This is a genomic window from Rothia sp. HMSC065C12 (genome assembly GCF_001812085.1).
GTDB classification, from domain to species: Bacteria; Actinomycetota; Actinomycetes; order Actinomycetales; family Micrococcaceae; genus Rothia; species Rothia mucilaginosa.
Genome location: NZ_KV807679.1, coordinates 327,077 through 343,821, shown reverse-complemented (window position 1 = coordinate 343,821; position 16,745 = coordinate 327,077). Strand labels below are relative to the sequence as shown.

The following is a 16,745-nucleotide window of genomic DNA, read 5'->3' as shown; positions in this document are numbered from 1 at the left end:
GTTAAAGAAATCAGGAGCCGTTTCCCCATGCAGAGGGAAACGGCTCCTGATCTATTTAAGCTGTGCGTCTTTCAGCGAGGGCGTCCTAGAATGCCCTAACTCAAAGAGACCTTAGCGGGAACGCTGGCGCAGGCGGGGCAGGTCCAGAATGACAACTGCGCGTGCCTCCAGACGGATCCAGCCGCGAGAAACGAACTCGGCAAGAGCCTTGTTCACGGTCTCGCGGGATGCGCCAACCAGCTGTGCCAGCTCTTCCTGAGTCAGCTCGTGAGCAACGAGCACGCCGTCGGTTGCGGGGCGGCCGAAGCGGTCAGCCAGGTCCAGCAGCGCCTTAGCGAGGCGGCCGGGAACGTCGGAGAAGACCAGGTCAGCCAGTGCCTCGTTAGCGTGGCGCAGGCGGCGAGCCAGAGTCTTAATAACCTGATCGGAGATAGTGGGATCGAGCTGCTGTGCACGCTTGAAGGACTCGTGCTTGATGGCAGCCAGGCGAGTCTCAGAGACAGCCACAGCGTTGGTCGAACGGGGCGAAGGATCGAAGAGAGCCATCTCGCCGAAGACGTCACCGGGACCCATGATTGCAACCATATTCTCGCGGCCGTCAGCGGCGGTGCGACCCAGCTTGACCTTACCGGAGAGTACAGCGAAGAGCTGGTCGTCCTGGTCACCCTCGTAGAAGAGGACGGCGTTGCGGGAGAGGTCAATCTCCTGAATGTCATCGGTCAGCAGAGCGAAAGCTGCGTCGTCGAGGTTAGCAAAGAGAGGGGTACGACGGAGGATCTCGAGATCCATAAAGTTCTCCTAGATATGAGGTGATGAGCCGAAACTCGTAAATGTTCAGTGAGTGAGCCCGAACCGGTGTCATGCGTCTCAACATCTGAAATGTGAGAAGGCTCAAGCTAGTGTGACATATTCAACTGATACGAGCGTACCCTAAAAAAGCGCTTTATGCATTCCGATACAGCGAGCTTTACACCAAAAGTTATTTCTTCCGAGAAAATTCAAAGCTTCCCCACAGGTTTACCACCTAATATCAGGCATTCAGGTGTGTACTTTTTTCGGTACCAAGCACGCAGACACCCTCATGACCAGGAGGCGCACCGCCTCTACACACGGTACGATGCGACGAGGCAGAAACCCGAGCCCAAAACCCCGGGAACACAAGCCCGCCGCATCCACCACTGGGTGTTAACGCGCCGCCACACTCACCGGGCACAGCCCGCACCAACCACATGGGCACACCGTGACCATTTCTACCCACCAAGGAGGCAATTAGTCGTGACGACTGGCATCAACCTGCTTGATATTGCTATCCCCATCATTCTGCTGCTCTACTTCCTCGCCGGAGTCCGCAGCGGATTCTTCACCACCCTCGGAACCTTCCTCGGCCTGGGTCTGGGCGTCTGCGCCGCAGCCTGGCTCGTGCCCCTCGCCGTGGCATCCGTGGGATCCCAATGGAGCCTCATTACCGCCGTCGGCGTGCTCATCATCTGCCTGACCATCGGACAGTGGCTCGGCCTCGTTGCCGGACGCACCATCCGCCGCGTCACCGACATCACCCCGCTCAAGGGCGTAGAACGCTTCTTCGGCGGCGTGCTGAACCTCGCCGCCTGCGCCCTGGTCATGGTCGTGCTGACCATCTCCATGCGCACCGTGCCCATCCCGCAGCTCAACACTGCGCTCAGCGACTCCAAGACCCTCTCCTGGATGGTCGCCTCCACCCCCGAGGTCGTCAAGGACCGCATCAACACGGTACGCAATGACGTGCTCGCCTTCGGAACCATTCCGGAAGTCAGCCAGCTCATCGCCCCCGAAACCAGCGCCCCCACCGAGACGGTAGAATCCGCGGCACTGGACCAGGCGGCAGCCTCCGTCGTTGAGATTCTGGGCGCCGCAGAGCAGTGCGGCTACACCTCCACCGGCTCCGGCTTCGTGGCGGATAACGGCCTGGTCGTCACCAACGCCCACGTAGTCGCCGGCGTGACCTCCCCGGTCGTGCAGGACTCCCGCGGCCGTACCTGGCCCGGCACCGTCGTCTACATGGACACCGAACAGGACCTCGCCTTCATCAGCGTTCCCAAGCTGCCGCTTGCACCGCTGAACATTGGCACCAACGCCACCGCAGGTAGCCTCGTAACCTTCATGGGCTACCCCAAGGGCGGCCCGTTCAAGGCACTGCCCGCCACCGTGCAGGGCATCGGCAACACCCAGACCATCGACGCTGACACCGGCCGTGCCAACGCCATGCGCCAGGTCTACCAGCTGGCAGCCGACGTGCAGCACGGCAACTCCGGCGGCCCCGTCCTCGACGAAAACGGCAACGTGGTCGGCGTGATCTTCGGTAGGGCAACCACCGGCCAGACCGGCTACGCCATCACCGCAAGCACCCTCAAGCAGGCACTGGCCGAAGGCGGCGACAACACCGCCGCAGTCTCCACCGGCACCTGCCGCAAGTAACTAGCCGCTAAATAGCGATAAAAGTTCAGGCTCCCCCCTCACATGAGGAACGGGAGCCTGAACTATTTAACGAACGGAGGCAGTGCTGGGCTATTCCGCCAGGCGCTGGGCTGCGCTATTCAGCGAGATGCTGCGCTGTTATTCCACCAGGTGCTGTGCCAGGAAATCAACCGCCATGACATAGCCGTACGCACCCGCACCGGCAATCACCGCAGTAGCCTGCGGCGACACAAACGAATGATGACGGAACTGCTCACGACGATGCACATTCGACAGATGCACCTCAACCACCGGAAGCTCAGCTGCCTCCAGCGCATCATGCAGCGCCACCGAGGTGTGCGTGTACGCCGCCGGGTTAATAATAATCGCCGCGCCACGAGTACGAGCACGCTGAATCTCATCCACCAGCGCACCCTCATGATTCGACTGCATAAACTCAACATCAAAACCATGATCCGCCGCGCGCTCACGCACCATACGCTCAATATCGTGCAGAGTGGTGTAGCCGTACACCTCGGGGCGGCGCTGCCCAAGCAGGTTCAAATTCGGTCCATTAAGCACAAAAATCGTATCTGACATAAAACCAGTGTGGCACAGCAGGTGCCCGCTGAGCGTCAGTCGGCGCGAACTGCCCAGAAAATGATGGGGAGCGGGCCAAGTACGGTGAGCCTCGCTACCGCCCGCACCCCCAAGCCCGGTACCCTCGCGCTATGACCGAGAACGCCACCCGCACCGAAGTAGAGAACACCGCGGCAGAAAATAACGCGGCTGAGAACAACGCGGCAGAGAACACCGAATCGCTCCTGCAGATCCGATTCGTTCCCGAATTCAAAGCCGCAGCCGCCGCACGCCGCCTCAACGCCCGCGCACCCGAAAGCCACCTCGCCACCGTGCGCCGCGCCCGCAAAATCAACCGCATCCTCGGCGAAACCTACCCCTACGCCGTTGCAGAACTCGACTTTGACAACCCCTTCGAGCTACTCATCGCCACCGTGCTCTCAGCACAAACCACCGACGTGCGCGTCAACTCCGTCACCGGTGCACTCTTCGCACGCTACCCGGACGCCGCCGCGCTCGCCTCCGCACGTAGCGAAGAGGTCGAACCCTACATTCAGTCCCTCGGCTTCTACCGCGCCAAGGCACGCTCCATCGTCACCCTCTCCCAGCAGCTCGTAGAACGCCACAACGGGCAGGTTCCCTCAACCCTCGAAGAGCTCGTAGAACTCGCCGGAGTCGGCCGCAAAACCGCGAACGTGGTCCTCGGAAACGCCTTCGACGTGCCCGGACTGACCGTAGACACCCACTTCGGCCGCCTCGCACGCCGCATGGGATTCACCACCGCAGACGCCCCCGAGACGGTCGAAAAAGACGTCGCCGAACTCATCGAACGCAAAGACTGGACGCTCTTCTCACACCGCATGGTCTACCACGGCCGCCGCATCTGCCACGCCAAAAAGCCCGCCTGCGGCGTATGCCCCGTCGCCGATCTCTGCCCGTCCTATGGCGCCGGGGAGACGAACGAACAAGCAGCACGTAAACTCATGAAATACGAAATGGCACCCGGCCGAGAAGACCTGCACCTGCGATTCCTGCAGGGCGCAACCCGCCGCGAACTCATGGCAGAAGGCTACCCGCTCAGCGCCTAACGGCGACTGAGCCGAACCGGAATGTAGCCGCGCAGAAGAGAGGTACACAGATGAGCGAAAACACGTCCCAGCAGGAGGCGCAGCACCCCGCCCAGCAGGCACTGGCGGCTCTCGCAGAGGGCGGCGTGGAATTTGACGTCCAAGCCCTACTGCGCAGCGCACCCGCCAGCCCCCTGAGCAAAGAAGCCGCCGTGCTGATCCTCTTCGGAGTGCTCGACAACTCGCCCTCCACCGGCGAATTTGACGGCTGCCCCGAAAACGTCAGTGCCGACCTGGATGTACTGCTCCTCGTACGTGCCGCAACCCTGCGCTCACACGCCGGTCAGCCCGCCTTCCCCGGCGGCAAAATCGACCCCGAAGACTACGCGCTCGCCGAAACCACCGGCGAACCCGTCGCCCACATCGCCGCCCTGCGCGAGGCGGTCGAAGAAACCGGGCTCGACCCCGCCGGCGTGCAGATCCTCGGCCAGCTGCACACCCTGCCGCTACCCATCAGCAACTTCATGGTCACCCCCGTCATCGGCTGGTGGAACAGCCCCGTGCCCGTCGAAGTCGTCGACCACAACGAGTCCGCGCTCATCGCCCGCGTGCCCGTGCGCGACCTGCTCAACCCCGCCAACCGGCACACCGCCTACGTCAAACGCGGCCGCACCTCACACCGCACCCCCGCCTTCGAGGTGCGTATGCCCGGCGGCGAAGAATTCACGGTGTGGGGATTCACCGCGATTCTGCTGGACCGGATCTTCGACTCGCTTGGCTGGACCGTGCCCTGGGATACAAAAAAGATGCGCCCGGCACCCGGCTACGAGGAGTAAAGCTTATCGCAGAATAAACGCCTGACCAGCGGATATAGGGAGCAGAATAGTGCGCAGATAGGGGCGGTAGGTAACTTGAATGAAGTTACCTGCCGCCCCTATTTTTTTATTGCACGGTGCCGCTTATGCGCAGCTGATTATTTACCGCAGATTATTTACCGCTGATTATTTATTTACCCTCAGCGTAGTTGCGCACTCGCGCCACCGACACCGGAAAATCAACCGGCACACGACCGAACAGCAGACGCGCCGCCTCCGCAGCGCCCTCACGCACAATACGCTCCACGCGATCCGCCTCCAGCTCGGGACCGCACAGCAGAAGCTCATCGTGCAAAAAATACACAATGCGGGTGCGCATCGGCATACCAAAAATCCGCTCCGACAACAGACGAGAACGCACCGCGCCCATCCAACACAGAGCCCACTCCGCCGCCGTACCCTGCACAATAAAATTGCGGGTCATACGCCCGTGTGCACGCGCAGTCGACACCGCACGCGACTCAGCCGCCGGCGAAGACCGATCAGCCACAATCTCACGGAAACGCTCATCCACCGGCGGGGACGTACGACCCAAAAAAGTCGTCACCTGACCGCCCGCCTCACCAATGCGCGCGGCACGCTCCGTAAAGTCCATCGCCTGCGGAAAAAGCGCCGCCACATGCGGCAACAGGGCGCCAATCTCACCGCTGCGGCCGCCATACATAATCGCCAGCATGCCCACCTTCGCGTGGGAACGCTCCGTCAAACCCACACCCTTCATGCGCGCCAGCTCGGCAATACCCGCATACAGGTCAGCGCCACGACCCGCCGAAGCGAGCGCCTCATCACGGCTCAACGCCGCCAGAATACGCGGTTCAATCTGCGAGCCGTCCGTCACCGTCAGCACCTGACCCTCCGGCGCCTGCACCGCCTGACGAATCTCCGCAGGCAGTTGCAACGCACCACCGCCGGAAGCACCCCAGCGCCCCGTCGCGGCGCCACCCACCTCAAGATGCGGGCGGAATGCGCCCTCAGAAACCCACGTATCAGCCCACGTCCAGCCGTTAGCAGTCCAAATACGGTACAGCTTCTTATAGCGCAAAATCGGGTCAATCAGCGCCCAACGCTTCTGCCGCTGAGCCGGAATCGCTTCCGCCCAACTCTTCAACTCCCACGAACGCGTAGACTTCACCGAAACCCCCGCAGACTGCAGAGCACGCAAAAGATCTTGCGGCGAATCCGGGTTCAACGACGGCATAAACAGCATGCGCTGAATCTGCTCCGCCAACTCCTGCATCTTCTGTGGACGCTCCCCGGGCACCGGACGCGGACCCAACAACTCGCACAGATGCTCATGATGCGCCTGCACATTAAACGGGATGCCGTAATAACCAATCTCAGCCGCCACCAACGCACCGGCAGACTCAGCCGCCGCCAAAAGACGCAGCCGCTCCGGGTGCCTTGACTCGCTAATAGCGCGCGCCTGCGCCAGCCATTCACGCATCAGCACGCGCACCACCGGATGCTCCGGCAGCAGAGTCACCGGGCCCGCCGCCAACTGCGGGGCAAAAGGCTCATGAGGCGCCGCCTCAAGGAAATCGGGGGAGGAATCAGCAGGAGAACCGGCATGTGTAGCGGAAGAGGTGGCGGGGGCACTCAAAAAATCAGTGCCGAACAGCTCCTCCTGACCCTGAACCTGCCGCGCCACCGGCAGATACCCCTGAGGCTCGGCCGCCTCACGCACATCAGAAAGATCCAGCACCGGGCTGTACTCCACAAAACCGCTCGGATGCGTAGCGGCAGTCGTCAAAATTCGCTGCACCAGACGCAAATCATGGCACAGATGCACCCGCACCCCGCGGCGCAGAAGCAGCGGGTCAACGTGGCGGGTATCAGCCCAAATCCAGCGGGGAAAACGCGCCTGCGCCGAATCTGCCGCCTGCCGCTCCACCTCTCGCACATACGCCGGAAGATTCGCCGCACTCACCCGATCCGCCCGCGTAATCCGCGGAATAAAGGTCGGGTCCTGCAACTGTTCAGCGGTCGGCGCCGAAAAATGAAAAGCACCCCACGAGGTCACCGGTTGAGCACCGCGCGGGGACGCACCCGCGGCAATAGCCGAGGTGACCGGGTGCGCGGAGGTGCCGGTCTGGGCGGTAATACCCGCGCCGGTGGCAGGACTGAGCAGAACGTACATTCTTCCATTATCGGTGACCGGGTGCGAAGGCGCGTGGTTTGTGGTCGCGGGCGGGCGGTTTGCGGAAGAGGCAGGGGAGGGCTGAATGCGCCGCGGTTTGTCATAAAAGCGCCGGATGTGTGCGTTTTGTTCGTTTGAGACGCGTGCATCGTGGATATTTCGGGGTGCGCGAGGAGTTATCCACAGAACGCTCATTCTCTTAAAAATTCGAGGCGGGCGTAATGGTCTCCTAGAGCCATGAACTCCGCCATGAATCCCTCCAGCAATCCCGCCGGGCACCCTGCCAACAATCCCGGCAACCCCAACGGTTGCTCGCCGCGTGCCGCACAGGGCGCGAATCAGCCGGGCGCACAGAATACGGGTGTCCAGAACACCGGCGCGCACTCGCTACCCGCCCTGCTCATTCCCGAAGACTATCGCGCCCGCGCCGTCGCCCTGCACGCCCGCGAGCTGATTCTGCGCTCGCCGCAGATGAGCGCTATCGCCCTGGGCGGTTTTAGCGGCGGGTTCAGCGCCGGGTTCAGCGGCGGACCCAGTAACGGATTCAGTGCCGGAGTCGAGAAGGCAGGGGAGCGGCCGCCCGCAGAGGGTGTGGTTGCCGCGGGCAGTGCAAACGCTGCGAGTGCCGCGGGCGGTGGGTTACTCCAAGAATCCCAGCCCCTCCGCGAGATCCTCGAAAATGCCGTGGATGAGGCAATTTGCGCCATCGATGGCGGATGCCAGGGGAATGCCTGGGGGAACACGAACGCAGAAGGAACGGGCGCAGATAGAACTAATGTGACGAAGCCCCGAAAATTCCGCACCAAAACGGTGCAACCCGCGCCCGCCTCATGGAGCTACCCCAGCGTGGAATACGTGCCCGTCAACCGGCAGACCGCGCTGCGCTACCTCGCCGCGGAACTCTACGGCCTCGGTGCCCTCGGACTGCTCCTTGACGAGGGGCAACGCGCCGGAACCATCACCGATATCTACGTGAACTCGCCCTGCGATATCTGGGTGGGCATCAACGGAACCACCCGCCCCGTGGCGCTGAGCCTCGGTAACGAGCGGCGCGTGCGTGACCTTGCCGAGCGGCTCATCCGCAGGCACGGCGGGCAGCTGGATGCCGCGCATCCGGCGGCTGACATTAGCGACGAGCACGGCAGGCGCATCCACGCGATTATCCCGCCGCTGAGCGAACGCACCCGGCTCTCCGTGCGCCTACCCGCCCGCGAGCGCCCCACCCTGGCGCAGCTGCAGGCCTCCGGGCTGTGCGATGAGGCGACCGCCGCCTACCTGCGCCGCATGATTGCCGAACGCCGCGGATTCCTCATTAGCGGGGGCACCGGCACCGGCAAAACCACCCTGCTCAACGCCCTGCTGGGGCTGTGTACGCCGCAGGAGCGCCTCATTTTGCTCGAAGACACCCCGGAACTTGCGCCGCAGCATGAGCAGGTTATTGCCCTCAAAACCCGCGTCGCCAACTCCGAGGGTGCCGGCGAAATCGGGCTGGGTGAGCTGATCGTGCAGGCGCTACGTATGGGCCCGGATCGGCTCGTGGTCGGTGAGTGCCGCGGCGCGGAGGTGGTGCACCTGTTGACCGCCATGAACACCGGTCACCGCGGTGCCGGAACGACCCTGCACGCCAATAGCGCGCAGGCGGTTCCCCTGCGTTTGTGTGCTCTGGGCGCGCTCGCCGGACTGGATAGTAGAACGGTCGCTCTACATACGGCGACGGCTTTTGAACGCATTATCCACCTGGAACACCGGGATGGTCGCCGCCGCATCGAGGGCGTCTACAGCCTGCACCCCGCCACACAGGGGAGCGAAGAGTACCTGCAGGTCAGGTGTATTTCTACCGGGTCTGAAGTTGGGTACTAGCCCCCGAAATGGGGGAAGCAGAAAACGTGAAAGGAGGAAGCAATGCAGCAGAACGAGAAGAGCAACGGAAGCCTTCACGAACGCTGGACTGAGCGCCTAGCTGGGCGCATCGCCGGAGCAGCCAGCGCCGAGGAAATGCACATGTGGCCGCTCATGCTACGCACCCTCGCTCTGAACCTACGCGCCGGCATCCCCCTGCAGGAGGCGGTGCACGCCGACCCGGGCTCCGCGCAGTTTGCGCAGTTCGGGCAGTTCGGGGGGAACGAGCTGGTGCCGGGTACGGGGAAACCGTGTGCGAAGAGAAGCGCCCCGGCTCTACGTGCACGAGGCCTCTCGCCCCTCTCTGAAGACTACGGGCACAAGCGGTGCGCCGAAGATATCCGCCGCTTCATGCAGGCTCTCGCCACGGTTACCTCCTGGGGTGCACCCGCGCACCTCGCCTGCGCGCAGCTACTCGAAAACAGTACCCGGATGCGCCCGCACAGCCGCGAGCGCCTGCACGACCTGCAGCTGAGCCTGCGCATGAGTGAGAGTGCCGGTGCGCCGCTCGCCACGAGCCTGGAACGCGCCGCAGAACACGCCGAAGAACGCATCGACGCGCTCCTGGGCAGGCAGAGCGCCCTCGCCGCACCGCGTGCCACCGGCAGGATCCTCTCCTGGCTGCCGCTGCTCGGCCTCGGCTTGGGGGTGCTCATGGGAAGCGACCCTGTGGGTGTGCTGACCGGGTCCGTTCTCGGAGCGCTCACCGGTTTGCTTGGGCTGGGGCTCGCCTTCGCCGGGCGCCGTTGGACCGCCGCGCTCGTGCATCGGGCGGAGGTGGAGAGCGTAAGGCCGAGCACCGGGGCGGTGAATGCTGAATCTGAGACGGAAAAGTCTGCCTCGCCAGCAGGTTCCGCGCCCGTTGATACCGCCCTCGTGCTGGAACTACTTGCCGCGCAGTTGAGAGTCGGGCTCGCACCGCTCGCCGCACTGGGCACTCTCGCCGAGGCACTCAACAGCCGAGCGTTGCACACGGTCTGCCAGCGCCTACAGATGGGTAGTAATTGGGGGAGTGCCTGGTCGGGGTCCGCGGCGGGAACCTTCGGTGAGCTGCGGGACGCGCTCGCTCCCGCCTACACGGGTGGCGCACCCAGCACTGCGCTGCTGCTCTCCCTTGCCGATGCGCACCGCCTCAGCGAGCGCCGCGCGGCAGAACGCGCCGCCGGAAAGCTCTCCGTAGCGCTCGTGGTACCCCTCGGGCTGTGCTCGCTGCCCGCCTTTATCTGCTTGGGTATTGTGCCCATCATCATTTCGCTACTACCCACGCTGACCGGCTAAAGAACCATGCGCATAAGCGCTGTTGACCAGCTGAAATGCCGAAAAGTTTAGACCCTCGCCCATCTGCAGCGAACGCGGATGAGCACCCACCCCGCCCCGCATGTTTAGGGCACAACGAAAGGAAAACCAATGACGAACACCCTCTGCGAAGCAATCCGCCACGACCTGCACCCCGTCGGCGCTCCGGTCAATGCCCCGGTCGGTGCTCCGGGTGGCATTCCGAACAAAATTCAGCCCGCCGCCCCCGGTGCAGAAGCGCAGACCATTCTGGGCCCCGTGCCGCTGTCCGTTGCCATTGCAACCACCATGAAGCAGCTGCGTGAAGAATGCCCCGAACTCTTTACTGATGCTGAACTTTCCCCCGGCGCTGAGCAGAAGCATGCCGGCCCCAGGATTGACCCTCACGAAATGGAGATTGATATGAACACGGACCGTTTGAGCCCCGAACAGGCATTGACCATCGCCCGCGCGCTCGCCGAAGGCTGCACCTTGGACGAATGTGGCGCCACCTGCCGCAGCCTGGGTGAGCACGCGCCCGGCTGCACCGAATATGTACCCTCTGAGGAGCACGAAAAGGCGCTCGAAGAGTACGCCCCCGCGGGGGATCCGGAGGAGGGCGCCTCCACTGCGGAGTACGGCATTGTGATGCTCGCGGCGGTCGGTTTTGCGGGCCTGCTGGTGCTGATTCTCAAGTCGGATGAGGTGCGTTCCATGCTCCTGGATATTGTGCGTAACGCCCTGTCGATTGCGGGTAACACGGGGCTGCTCTAGAGGTCTTGGGAAACCCGCCACAGGGTTTAACTCTAGAGGCAAGGAATCCCGGAAAGTCAGGCTAGAAAGGAGGAATAAAGAATGAACGCTCATGTGAATTTGGGTTCTTTGTGGAACACTTGCCCTGCAGGAAAAGTCGGGGCGGAACCGGCACCCTCGACCCCGCACAAGAGCCCAGCAGAAGAGGGCGTGATTACCGCCGAATTTGCGGTCGCCCTACCCGCTGTCACGGTGGTGCTCGCCCTCTGCCTGGGTGCCGCCTCCACGGGGGTTGCGCAGCTCAAAGTGGAGGAGTCCGCGCGAACGGCCGCGCGATCCGCCGCCCGCGGAGATTCCGAGGCGCAGATTCGCTCCGCCGTCAGCCGCATCGACCCGGCGCAGAGCGTGCAGATTTCTGTTTCTCCTGATGATGCAGCCGTGACAGAGGCGGGGCGCGCCCGGGAAGTGCACGTGCGGGTGAGCCGCCCCGCCCCCGGTGTGATTGGCTCGGCAACCGGCTGGGTGCTATGGGCGGATGCCCACGCCCGCGTTGAAGGCGGCGGCGGCACCCAGGAAAGCAGTGACAGTGAAGAAAGCATCGGCAGTGATGGTGAATAAAAGCTCGGTTCTTGCTTGGTCTGCGGACGAATATTCCGAAGAGGGTAGCGGTACCGTCCTCGCCCTCACCATTATTGCCGCGCTGCTGGTGCTGACCGTGGTGATTGCCGGGCTCATTGGGGTGGTGTCCGCGAACCGCAGGGCCTCCGCAGCCGCCGATTTGAGTGCACTCGCGGCGGCGGATGCCTACCGCGGGCTCACCGAGGGTGACCCGTGTGCGGTGGCGGCTGATCTTGCCGAACGCCACGGTGCGCACCTGGAATCCTGCACGTTTCCGAATCGACCCGAAACGGTGGAGGTGACGGTCGCCGTCCCGGTCGCAGGGCCCATGGGGATGCTGGGCCCGGCGAGGGTGCGTGCCCGCGCCGGGGCTGAGCGCCCCGAAGAAGAGCACCCCGAAGAAGAGCACGCCGTGGCGGGCAACGCGGAGGAGCTGAGCCCCGATGAGGTCGCCGAGCTGGAGGAAGAACTGGGGGTCGAGCAGGACTCAGTACCCGAACCTCCTGAGCCGGAAACCCCAGTCGACTAGGCTATTTGCGCTCGCCGGGAGTTGTCATCCCAGCCCGTCCTGCATCCCCAGCGCGTTCTACGCCTCCGCCATGCTCCGCAGCATTGCCTGCAGCAGCGCCCGCGCGCCGTGCTTGCTGAGCGGCTCGTTGCGGTTGCCGCACTTGGGTGAGTGCACGCAGGAGGGGCAGCCGTTGTCGCATCCGCAGCTTTCGATGGCTTCGAGGGTGGCGCTCAGCCACTGCACAACCGCGTTGAAGCCGCGCTCGCTAATGCCCGCACCGCCGGGGGCTGCGTCGTAGACGAAAATGGTGGGCCTGCCGGTGTCCACATGAAGTAGCGTGGAGAGTCCGCCCAAGTCCCAGCGGTCGCTGGTGGCGATGAGGGGTAGCAGTCCGATGGCGGCGTGTTCGGCGGCGTGCAGGGTGCCGGGGCCGTCCTCTTCGGTCACGCCCGCGCCGAACAGGTAGCTGGGCTCGAAGGTGAACCAGACCGCCTCGGTCATGAGCACTTCCGGCGGCATGGGTTGCGCCTCTTCGCCCAGGTATTCGCCGCCGTAGACGGAGAAGCGCCGGTAGCCGGTGACCTGGTCGGTGACCTGAACCTGCCCGCGGTGCATGGTGAGCGGGGCGAGCTGCTGCGCGTCGGTTTCGGGTGCAGACTCTCCGGGAGTAGGCTCGCCAGGAATAGCAGCTCCAGCTGGCGCACCGTAACTAACCCGCGCACGCTCCGTCAGAATACGCACCTCGGTGCTCTCAACGGCACGCGTGTAGTAGTCCGGGTAGACGCGGCTGAGCAGAATCACGCGCTCGCCCTCGCTGAGGGACTCGACCACGTACTGCGCGCTCTGGTGAATGTAGATTGCGCCCGGGTGCCCCTGGCTCATGGCGTGCGCGGCGTCCATGGTGCCAACCAGGGTGCCGTCTTCGGCGTCGATGAGCTGGTAGGGTCCGCCGCCGGTGCCGCGGATATCGACCAGGTCGGCGGCTGATTCGGCGTGCGTCCAGTACCAGCCGTCCGGGCGGCGACGCAGGTACCCCTGCTGTACCAGCCGATCCAGCAGGGCGGCGGTATGCGGACCGAACAGGCTCAGCTCTTCGGCGCGCAGGGGTGCCTCCTGCGCAGCGGCACACAGCTGCGGTGAGAGAACGTACGGGTTCGTCGGGTCGAATACGGTCGCCTCAACCTCCTGCCCGAAAATCGCCTCCGGGTGGTGCACCAGGTAGGTGTCTAGCGGGTTGTCGTCGGCAATGAGCACGGCGAGCGCGTCCTGACCGCTACGTCCGGCGCGGCCCACGCGCTGCATGAAGGAGGCGCGGGTACCCGGCCAGCCCGCCACGAGTACGGCGTCCAGTCCGGAGATGTCGATGCCCAGCTCCAGTGCGGAGGTGCTTACCAGGCCGAGCAGTTCGCCGTTGCGGAGTTTGCGTTCGAGTTCGCGGCGCTCTTCGGGGGTGTACCCGGCGCGGTATGCGGCGACGCGGTGGGAGAGGCCCGCCTCCACCTCGTCGAGGTAGCGTTGGGTCTTCTGCGAGAGGATTTCTACGCTGCGGCGTGAACCGGCGAAAACCAGGGAGCGGGTGCGGGAAAGCACCAGGTCGGTGAGCATTTGCGCGCCCTGCTCCACAGGGGAGACGCGGCGCGGCGCCTCCTGCTCAGCCTTCGACTGGACCGCCTGCTGCTGGGGGCTGCGGGCGCCCTTGGCGAGCTGATCGTGCGCCTTGGGCGGCATGAATTCGGGTTCCCAGAGTGCGACGGTGGTTTCACCGCGTGCGGAGGTGGACTCGGTAATGGCGGTGACCGCCTGCTGTGGCACGCCGATGAGCTTGGAGAAAGACTCGACCGGGTTGGAGCTGGTGGCTGAGGCGCCGTAGAACACGGGCACGGTGCGGTAGAGCGCGCAGACGCGGCGCAGGCGGCGCAGCAGGTTGGCGATGTGCGCGCCGAAAACGCCGCGGTAGCTGTGCGCCTCGTCGAGCACCACGTAGCGTAGCCCGCGCAGGAAGGATGCCCACTGCCGGTGGTTGCTCAGGATTGAGTAGTTGAGCATGTCCGGGGTGGTGAGGATGAAGTTGGCGTGTTCGCGGATCCAGCGGCGTTCGCCGGTGGGGGTGTCGCCGTCGTAGCTTGCTGCGTGGAGTCCGGGTAGGTTGTAGGAGATGAGGGCGGTGAGCTGGTCGGCGGAGAGCGCCTTCGCCGGTGAAATATAGAGAACGTTCGCTCTATTATTGAGGTTTTCCGCCCCAGGATACGCGGAAGTTGAGCTCACCGGTTCGCCGCAGGATGCACGATAAATAGCGTCCAGGGTGGGCATCAGGTAGCTCAGGGTCTTGCCTGAGGCGGTGCCCGTCGCCACAATCACGTGCCCGCCGCTGCCGGTGCTCTTCGTACCTTCGGAGTGCATGGGAGCCGGTGCTTCAACGCGCCCCGCCTGCCAGCCGTAGCGCGCCGCACTCGCCGCCAGCGCCGCATCAAGACCCGCGTGGGCGGCGTCTGCCGCCTGCACCTGGTGGGCGTAGGGCTCGGCAATGCCGAGCGATTCAAAGGCCTCCGCCACGCGCGGATGCAGCCACTGTGGCCACGGCGCGTAGCTCGCCTCCCTGGCGGCAATGGTGTGGATATGGGTCACCTGCTCGGGCAGGGTTCCGGTGCGTTCCGCCTCCGGCAACAGGGAGGCCAGCACCTGCTGTGCGCTCGCGGGCAGCTCGCGGTAGCGTAGCGTTTTTGGGCGCGCCGCAGACTGCCCCTGCTCGTGCCGGTGAGCGGGCTGTTGTTCGGGATGCTGGTTGGCGTTCTGCGAGGAAGTGCTGTGCGGCATGGGTTCCATTGTAGAGCGGTGGGCTAAAACCCGACCTGCCGCCGGTCACGCGCTACCCTGGACGCCGGCTCCGAACCCGCTCGAATCCTGCCCCGACCCCGAGCCTAACCCCGCCCTAATCCTGTCCCAGAACCGCCCCGGCACCGCTTCTGTGCCGCCGAACCCGTAGTCAGCGCGCACATATCAAAAAATTTGCATGCTTTAGACGTATATGACGATAAAATAGTTTCGTGGCTCAAAATAAGATTATTCTGTATTACCAGTTCGCCCCCATCGCCGACCCGCAGGCGGTCATGCTCTGGCAGCGTGCCCTCTGCGAGAAGCTCGGCCTGCGCGGGCGCATCCTCATTTCCAAGCACGGCATTAACGGCACCCTCGGCGGCGAAATCAGCGCGGTCAAGGCGTACACCAAGGAAACCCGCAAGTACCCCGGCTTCAAGAACATGGAGTTCAAGTGGTCCGAGGGCGGCGCGGAGGACTTCCCCCGCCTGTCCGTGAAGGCACGCGACGAGATTGTGGCTTTCGGTGCTCCCGACGAGCTGCAGGTGGACGAGAACGGCGTCGTTGGCGGCGGCGTGCACCTGAAGCCTGAAGAGGTCAACAAGCTTGTTGAAGAGCGCGGCGACGAAGTGGTCTTCTTTGACGGCCGTAACGCGTTCGAGGCGAAGATTGGCAAGTTCAAGAACGCTATCGTTCCCGACGTGCGCACCACCCACGACTTTATCCGCGAGATCGAGTCCGGCAAGTACGACCACATTAAGGACAAGCCGGTCGTCACCTACTGCACCGGCGGTATTCGCTGTGAGATTCTCTCCGCACTCATGAAGAACCGCGGTTTCAAGGAGATCTACCAGATCGACGGCGGCATCGTGCGCTACGGCGAGAAGTACGGCGATAAGGAGCTGTGGGAAGGCTCGCTCTACGTCTTCGACAAGCGCATGCACATGGAGTTCACCCCGGACACCGTCACCATCGGCAAGTGCGAACAGTGCGGCGCCCCCTCGAACAAGTTCGAGAACTGCTCCAACGATTCCTGCCGCGAGCTGGTTCTGCTCTGCCCCGAGTGCGCAGCTGATGACGCGAAGCGCCACTGCGTGCCCGAGTGCTCGGTGGACCGCGAAGCAGCTGAGGCGAACGCCTAATGGCAGCAACTAAGGGCGGCGCGGTTCAGATTTCTGAACCTCGCATTGAGGAGCACCCGGCGATGGTCGTTGCTGGCGTTTCGCAGGTGTTCCCCCTGGATGGCGACTTCTCCTCGCTGTGGGATGAGCTGAATCAGAAGGCGTCCCCGGCGATGCTGGATGTTCTGAAGGTGACCCAGTACCTGGGCGTGTGCACTCAGCCGAACCCGAAGGGGCAGGTCCGCTACACGGCGGGCTTCCTTGTGTCGGAGCCGGCGAGCGCGGCGAAGCTTGGTCTGGGCGTGCTGGAGTTGCCTGTGAGCACCTACGCGGTGGTTGAGGTGACCGGCCCGATTTCGGAGTCCATTCCGGCTGGCTTTGCGAGCTTTGAGGAGGCGTTCTTCGCGAAGAATCCGCAGTACCGCCCGGTGGGTGGTCTTGAGGTGTACGGTCGCGGCGATATGCAGGCGGCTGATTACCGTATGGAGCTGTGGGTTCCGCTGGTGAAGCGTTCCTAGGGCAGTTTGTTTCTGCCGTTGTAGTTGCAGTTTTAGCTGTTGAATAGAAGGGCCCGGTGGTGCGATGTGCTCGTGCCGCCGGGCTTTTTTGTACCCTTTTTGGCTGTATTTTGCGCAAGCATTTTGTGGCGGTATGTGTGCCTCG

At 63.7% G+C, this 16,745-nt stretch carries 15 protein-coding genes; 11 read left to right on the top strand and 4 right to left on the bottom strand.

The genetic code is table 11. The features are described 5' to 3' along the window. Positions 1-111: 111 nt before the first annotated feature. Positions 112-789 (bottom strand): Crp/Fnr family transcriptional regulator, encoded by a 678-nt coding sequence (locus tag HMPREF2836_RS07465; RefSeq protein ID WP_012902921.1) that lies wholly within the window; start codon positions 787-789, stop codon positions 112-114. Between the two features lie 486 nt (positions 790-1,275). Here HMPREF2836_RS07465 and HMPREF2836_RS07460 point away from each other — a divergent pair, with 486 nt between their 5' ends. Beyond that, positions 1,276-2,454: a MarP family serine protease gene (locus HMPREF2836_RS07460; RefSeq protein WP_049351934.1), complete on the top strand. Its 1,179-nt coding sequence runs from the start codon at positions 1,276-1,278 to the stop codon at positions 2,452-2,454. A 138-nt stretch (positions 2,455-2,592) separates the two neighbouring features. Here the strand turns inward: HMPREF2836_RS07460 and aroQ are convergent, their stop codons facing one another. Next, positions 2,593-3,033: a type II 3-dehydroquinate dehydratase gene (gene aroQ / locus HMPREF2836_RS07455; protein ID WP_070629984.1), complete on the bottom strand. Its 441-nt coding sequence runs from the start codon at positions 3,031-3,033 to the stop codon at positions 2,593-2,595. Between the two features lie 131 nt (positions 3,034-3,164). On the opposite strand from aroQ, the gene nth reads away from it, so the two are divergent. After that, on the top strand, positions 3,165-4,100 hold the full coding sequence (gene nth / locus HMPREF2836_RS07450; RefSeq protein ID WP_070629983.1) for an endonuclease III: 936 nt from the start codon (positions 3,165-3,167) through the stop codon (positions 4,098-4,100). 50 nt (positions 4,101-4,150) lie between these two features. After that, complete coding sequence (locus tag HMPREF2836_RS07445) at positions 4,151-4,915, top strand: NUDIX hydrolase (RefSeq protein ID WP_070629982.1); 765 nt, start codon at positions 4,151-4,153, stop codon at positions 4,913-4,915. A gap of 169 nt (positions 4,916-5,084) precedes the next feature. Here the strand turns inward: HMPREF2836_RS07445 and HMPREF2836_RS07440 are convergent, their stop codons facing one another. Then, on the bottom strand, positions 5,085-7,091 hold the full coding sequence (locus HMPREF2836_RS07440) for a bifunctional 3'-5' exonuclease/DNA polymerase (protein ID WP_070629981.1): 2,007 nt from the start codon (positions 7,089-7,091) through the stop codon (positions 5,085-5,087). A gap of 237 nt (positions 7,092-7,328) precedes the next feature. Here HMPREF2836_RS07440 and HMPREF2836_RS07435 point away from each other — a divergent pair, with 237 nt between their 5' ends. The 5 genes from HMPREF2836_RS07435 to HMPREF2836_RS07415 all read left to right on the top strand — a co-directional run bounded on the left by HMPREF2836_RS07435 (position 7,329) and on the right by HMPREF2836_RS07415 (position 12,165). Further along, complete coding sequence (locus HMPREF2836_RS07435; protein ID WP_246822847.1) at positions 7,329-8,951, top strand: TadA family conjugal transfer-associated ATPase; 1,623 nt, start codon at positions 7,329-7,331, stop codon at positions 8,949-8,951. 42 nt (positions 8,952-8,993) lie between these two features. Continuing rightward, on the top strand, positions 8,994-10,268 hold the full coding sequence (locus HMPREF2836_RS07430; protein WP_070629980.1) for a type II secretion system F family protein: 1,275 nt from the start codon (positions 8,994-8,996) through the stop codon (positions 10,266-10,268). Between the two features lie 129 nt (positions 10,269-10,397). Continuing rightward, on the top strand, positions 10,398-11,039 hold the full coding sequence (locus HMPREF2836_RS07425; protein ID WP_083309184.1) for a DUF4244 domain-containing protein: 642 nt from the start codon (positions 10,398-10,400) through the stop codon (positions 11,037-11,039). 81 nt (positions 11,040-11,120) lie between these two features. Then, positions 11,121-11,636 (top strand): TadE family type IV pilus minor pilin, encoded by a 516-nt coding sequence (locus tag HMPREF2836_RS07420; protein ID WP_070629979.1) that lies wholly within the window; start codon positions 11,121-11,123, stop codon positions 11,634-11,636. Continuing rightward, positions 11,605-12,165: an Rv3654c family TadE-like protein gene (locus HMPREF2836_RS07415; protein WP_246822846.1), complete on the top strand. Its 561-nt coding sequence runs from the start codon at positions 11,605-11,607 to the stop codon at positions 12,163-12,165. Before HMPREF2836_RS07420 ends, HMPREF2836_RS07415 begins: the two co-directional genes overlap by 32 nt. Before the next feature lie 57 nt (positions 12,166-12,222). On the opposite strand, the gene HMPREF2836_RS07410 is transcribed toward HMPREF2836_RS07415, so the two are convergent. Next, a complete protein-coding gene (locus HMPREF2836_RS07410) occupies positions 12,223-14,970 on the bottom strand; it encodes a DEAD/DEAH box helicase (RefSeq protein WP_070629977.1) in 2,748 nt (915 codons plus the stop codon). On the opposite strand from HMPREF2836_RS07410, the gene HMPREF2836_RS09330 reads away from it, so the two are divergent. The 3 genes from HMPREF2836_RS09330 (at position 14,960) to HMPREF2836_RS07400 (ending at position 16,600) form a co-directional block, all read left to right on the top strand. Beyond that, a complete protein-coding gene (locus tag HMPREF2836_RS09330; RefSeq protein ID WP_168163661.1) occupies positions 14,960-15,130 on the top strand; it encodes a hypothetical protein in 171 nt (56 codons plus the stop codon). The two genes, HMPREF2836_RS07410 and HMPREF2836_RS09330, sit on opposite strands and share 11 nt — an antisense overlap. A gap of 61 nt (positions 15,131-15,191) precedes the next feature. Then, entirely contained in the window at positions 15,192-16,103 is a 912-nt protein-coding gene (locus tag HMPREF2836_RS07405; protein ID WP_070629976.1) for an oxygen-dependent tRNA uridine(34) hydroxylase TrhO, read from the top strand. Continuing rightward, positions 16,103-16,600 carry a GyrI-like domain-containing protein gene (locus HMPREF2836_RS07400; RefSeq protein WP_070629975.1) on the top strand — a complete coding sequence of 166 codons (498 nt, stop codon included), beginning with the start codon at positions 16,103-16,105 and terminating at the stop codon, positions 16,598-16,600. The genes HMPREF2836_RS07405 and HMPREF2836_RS07400 overlap by 1 nt, the downstream gene beginning before the upstream one ends. Positions 16,601-16,745 lie beyond the last annotated feature (145 nt).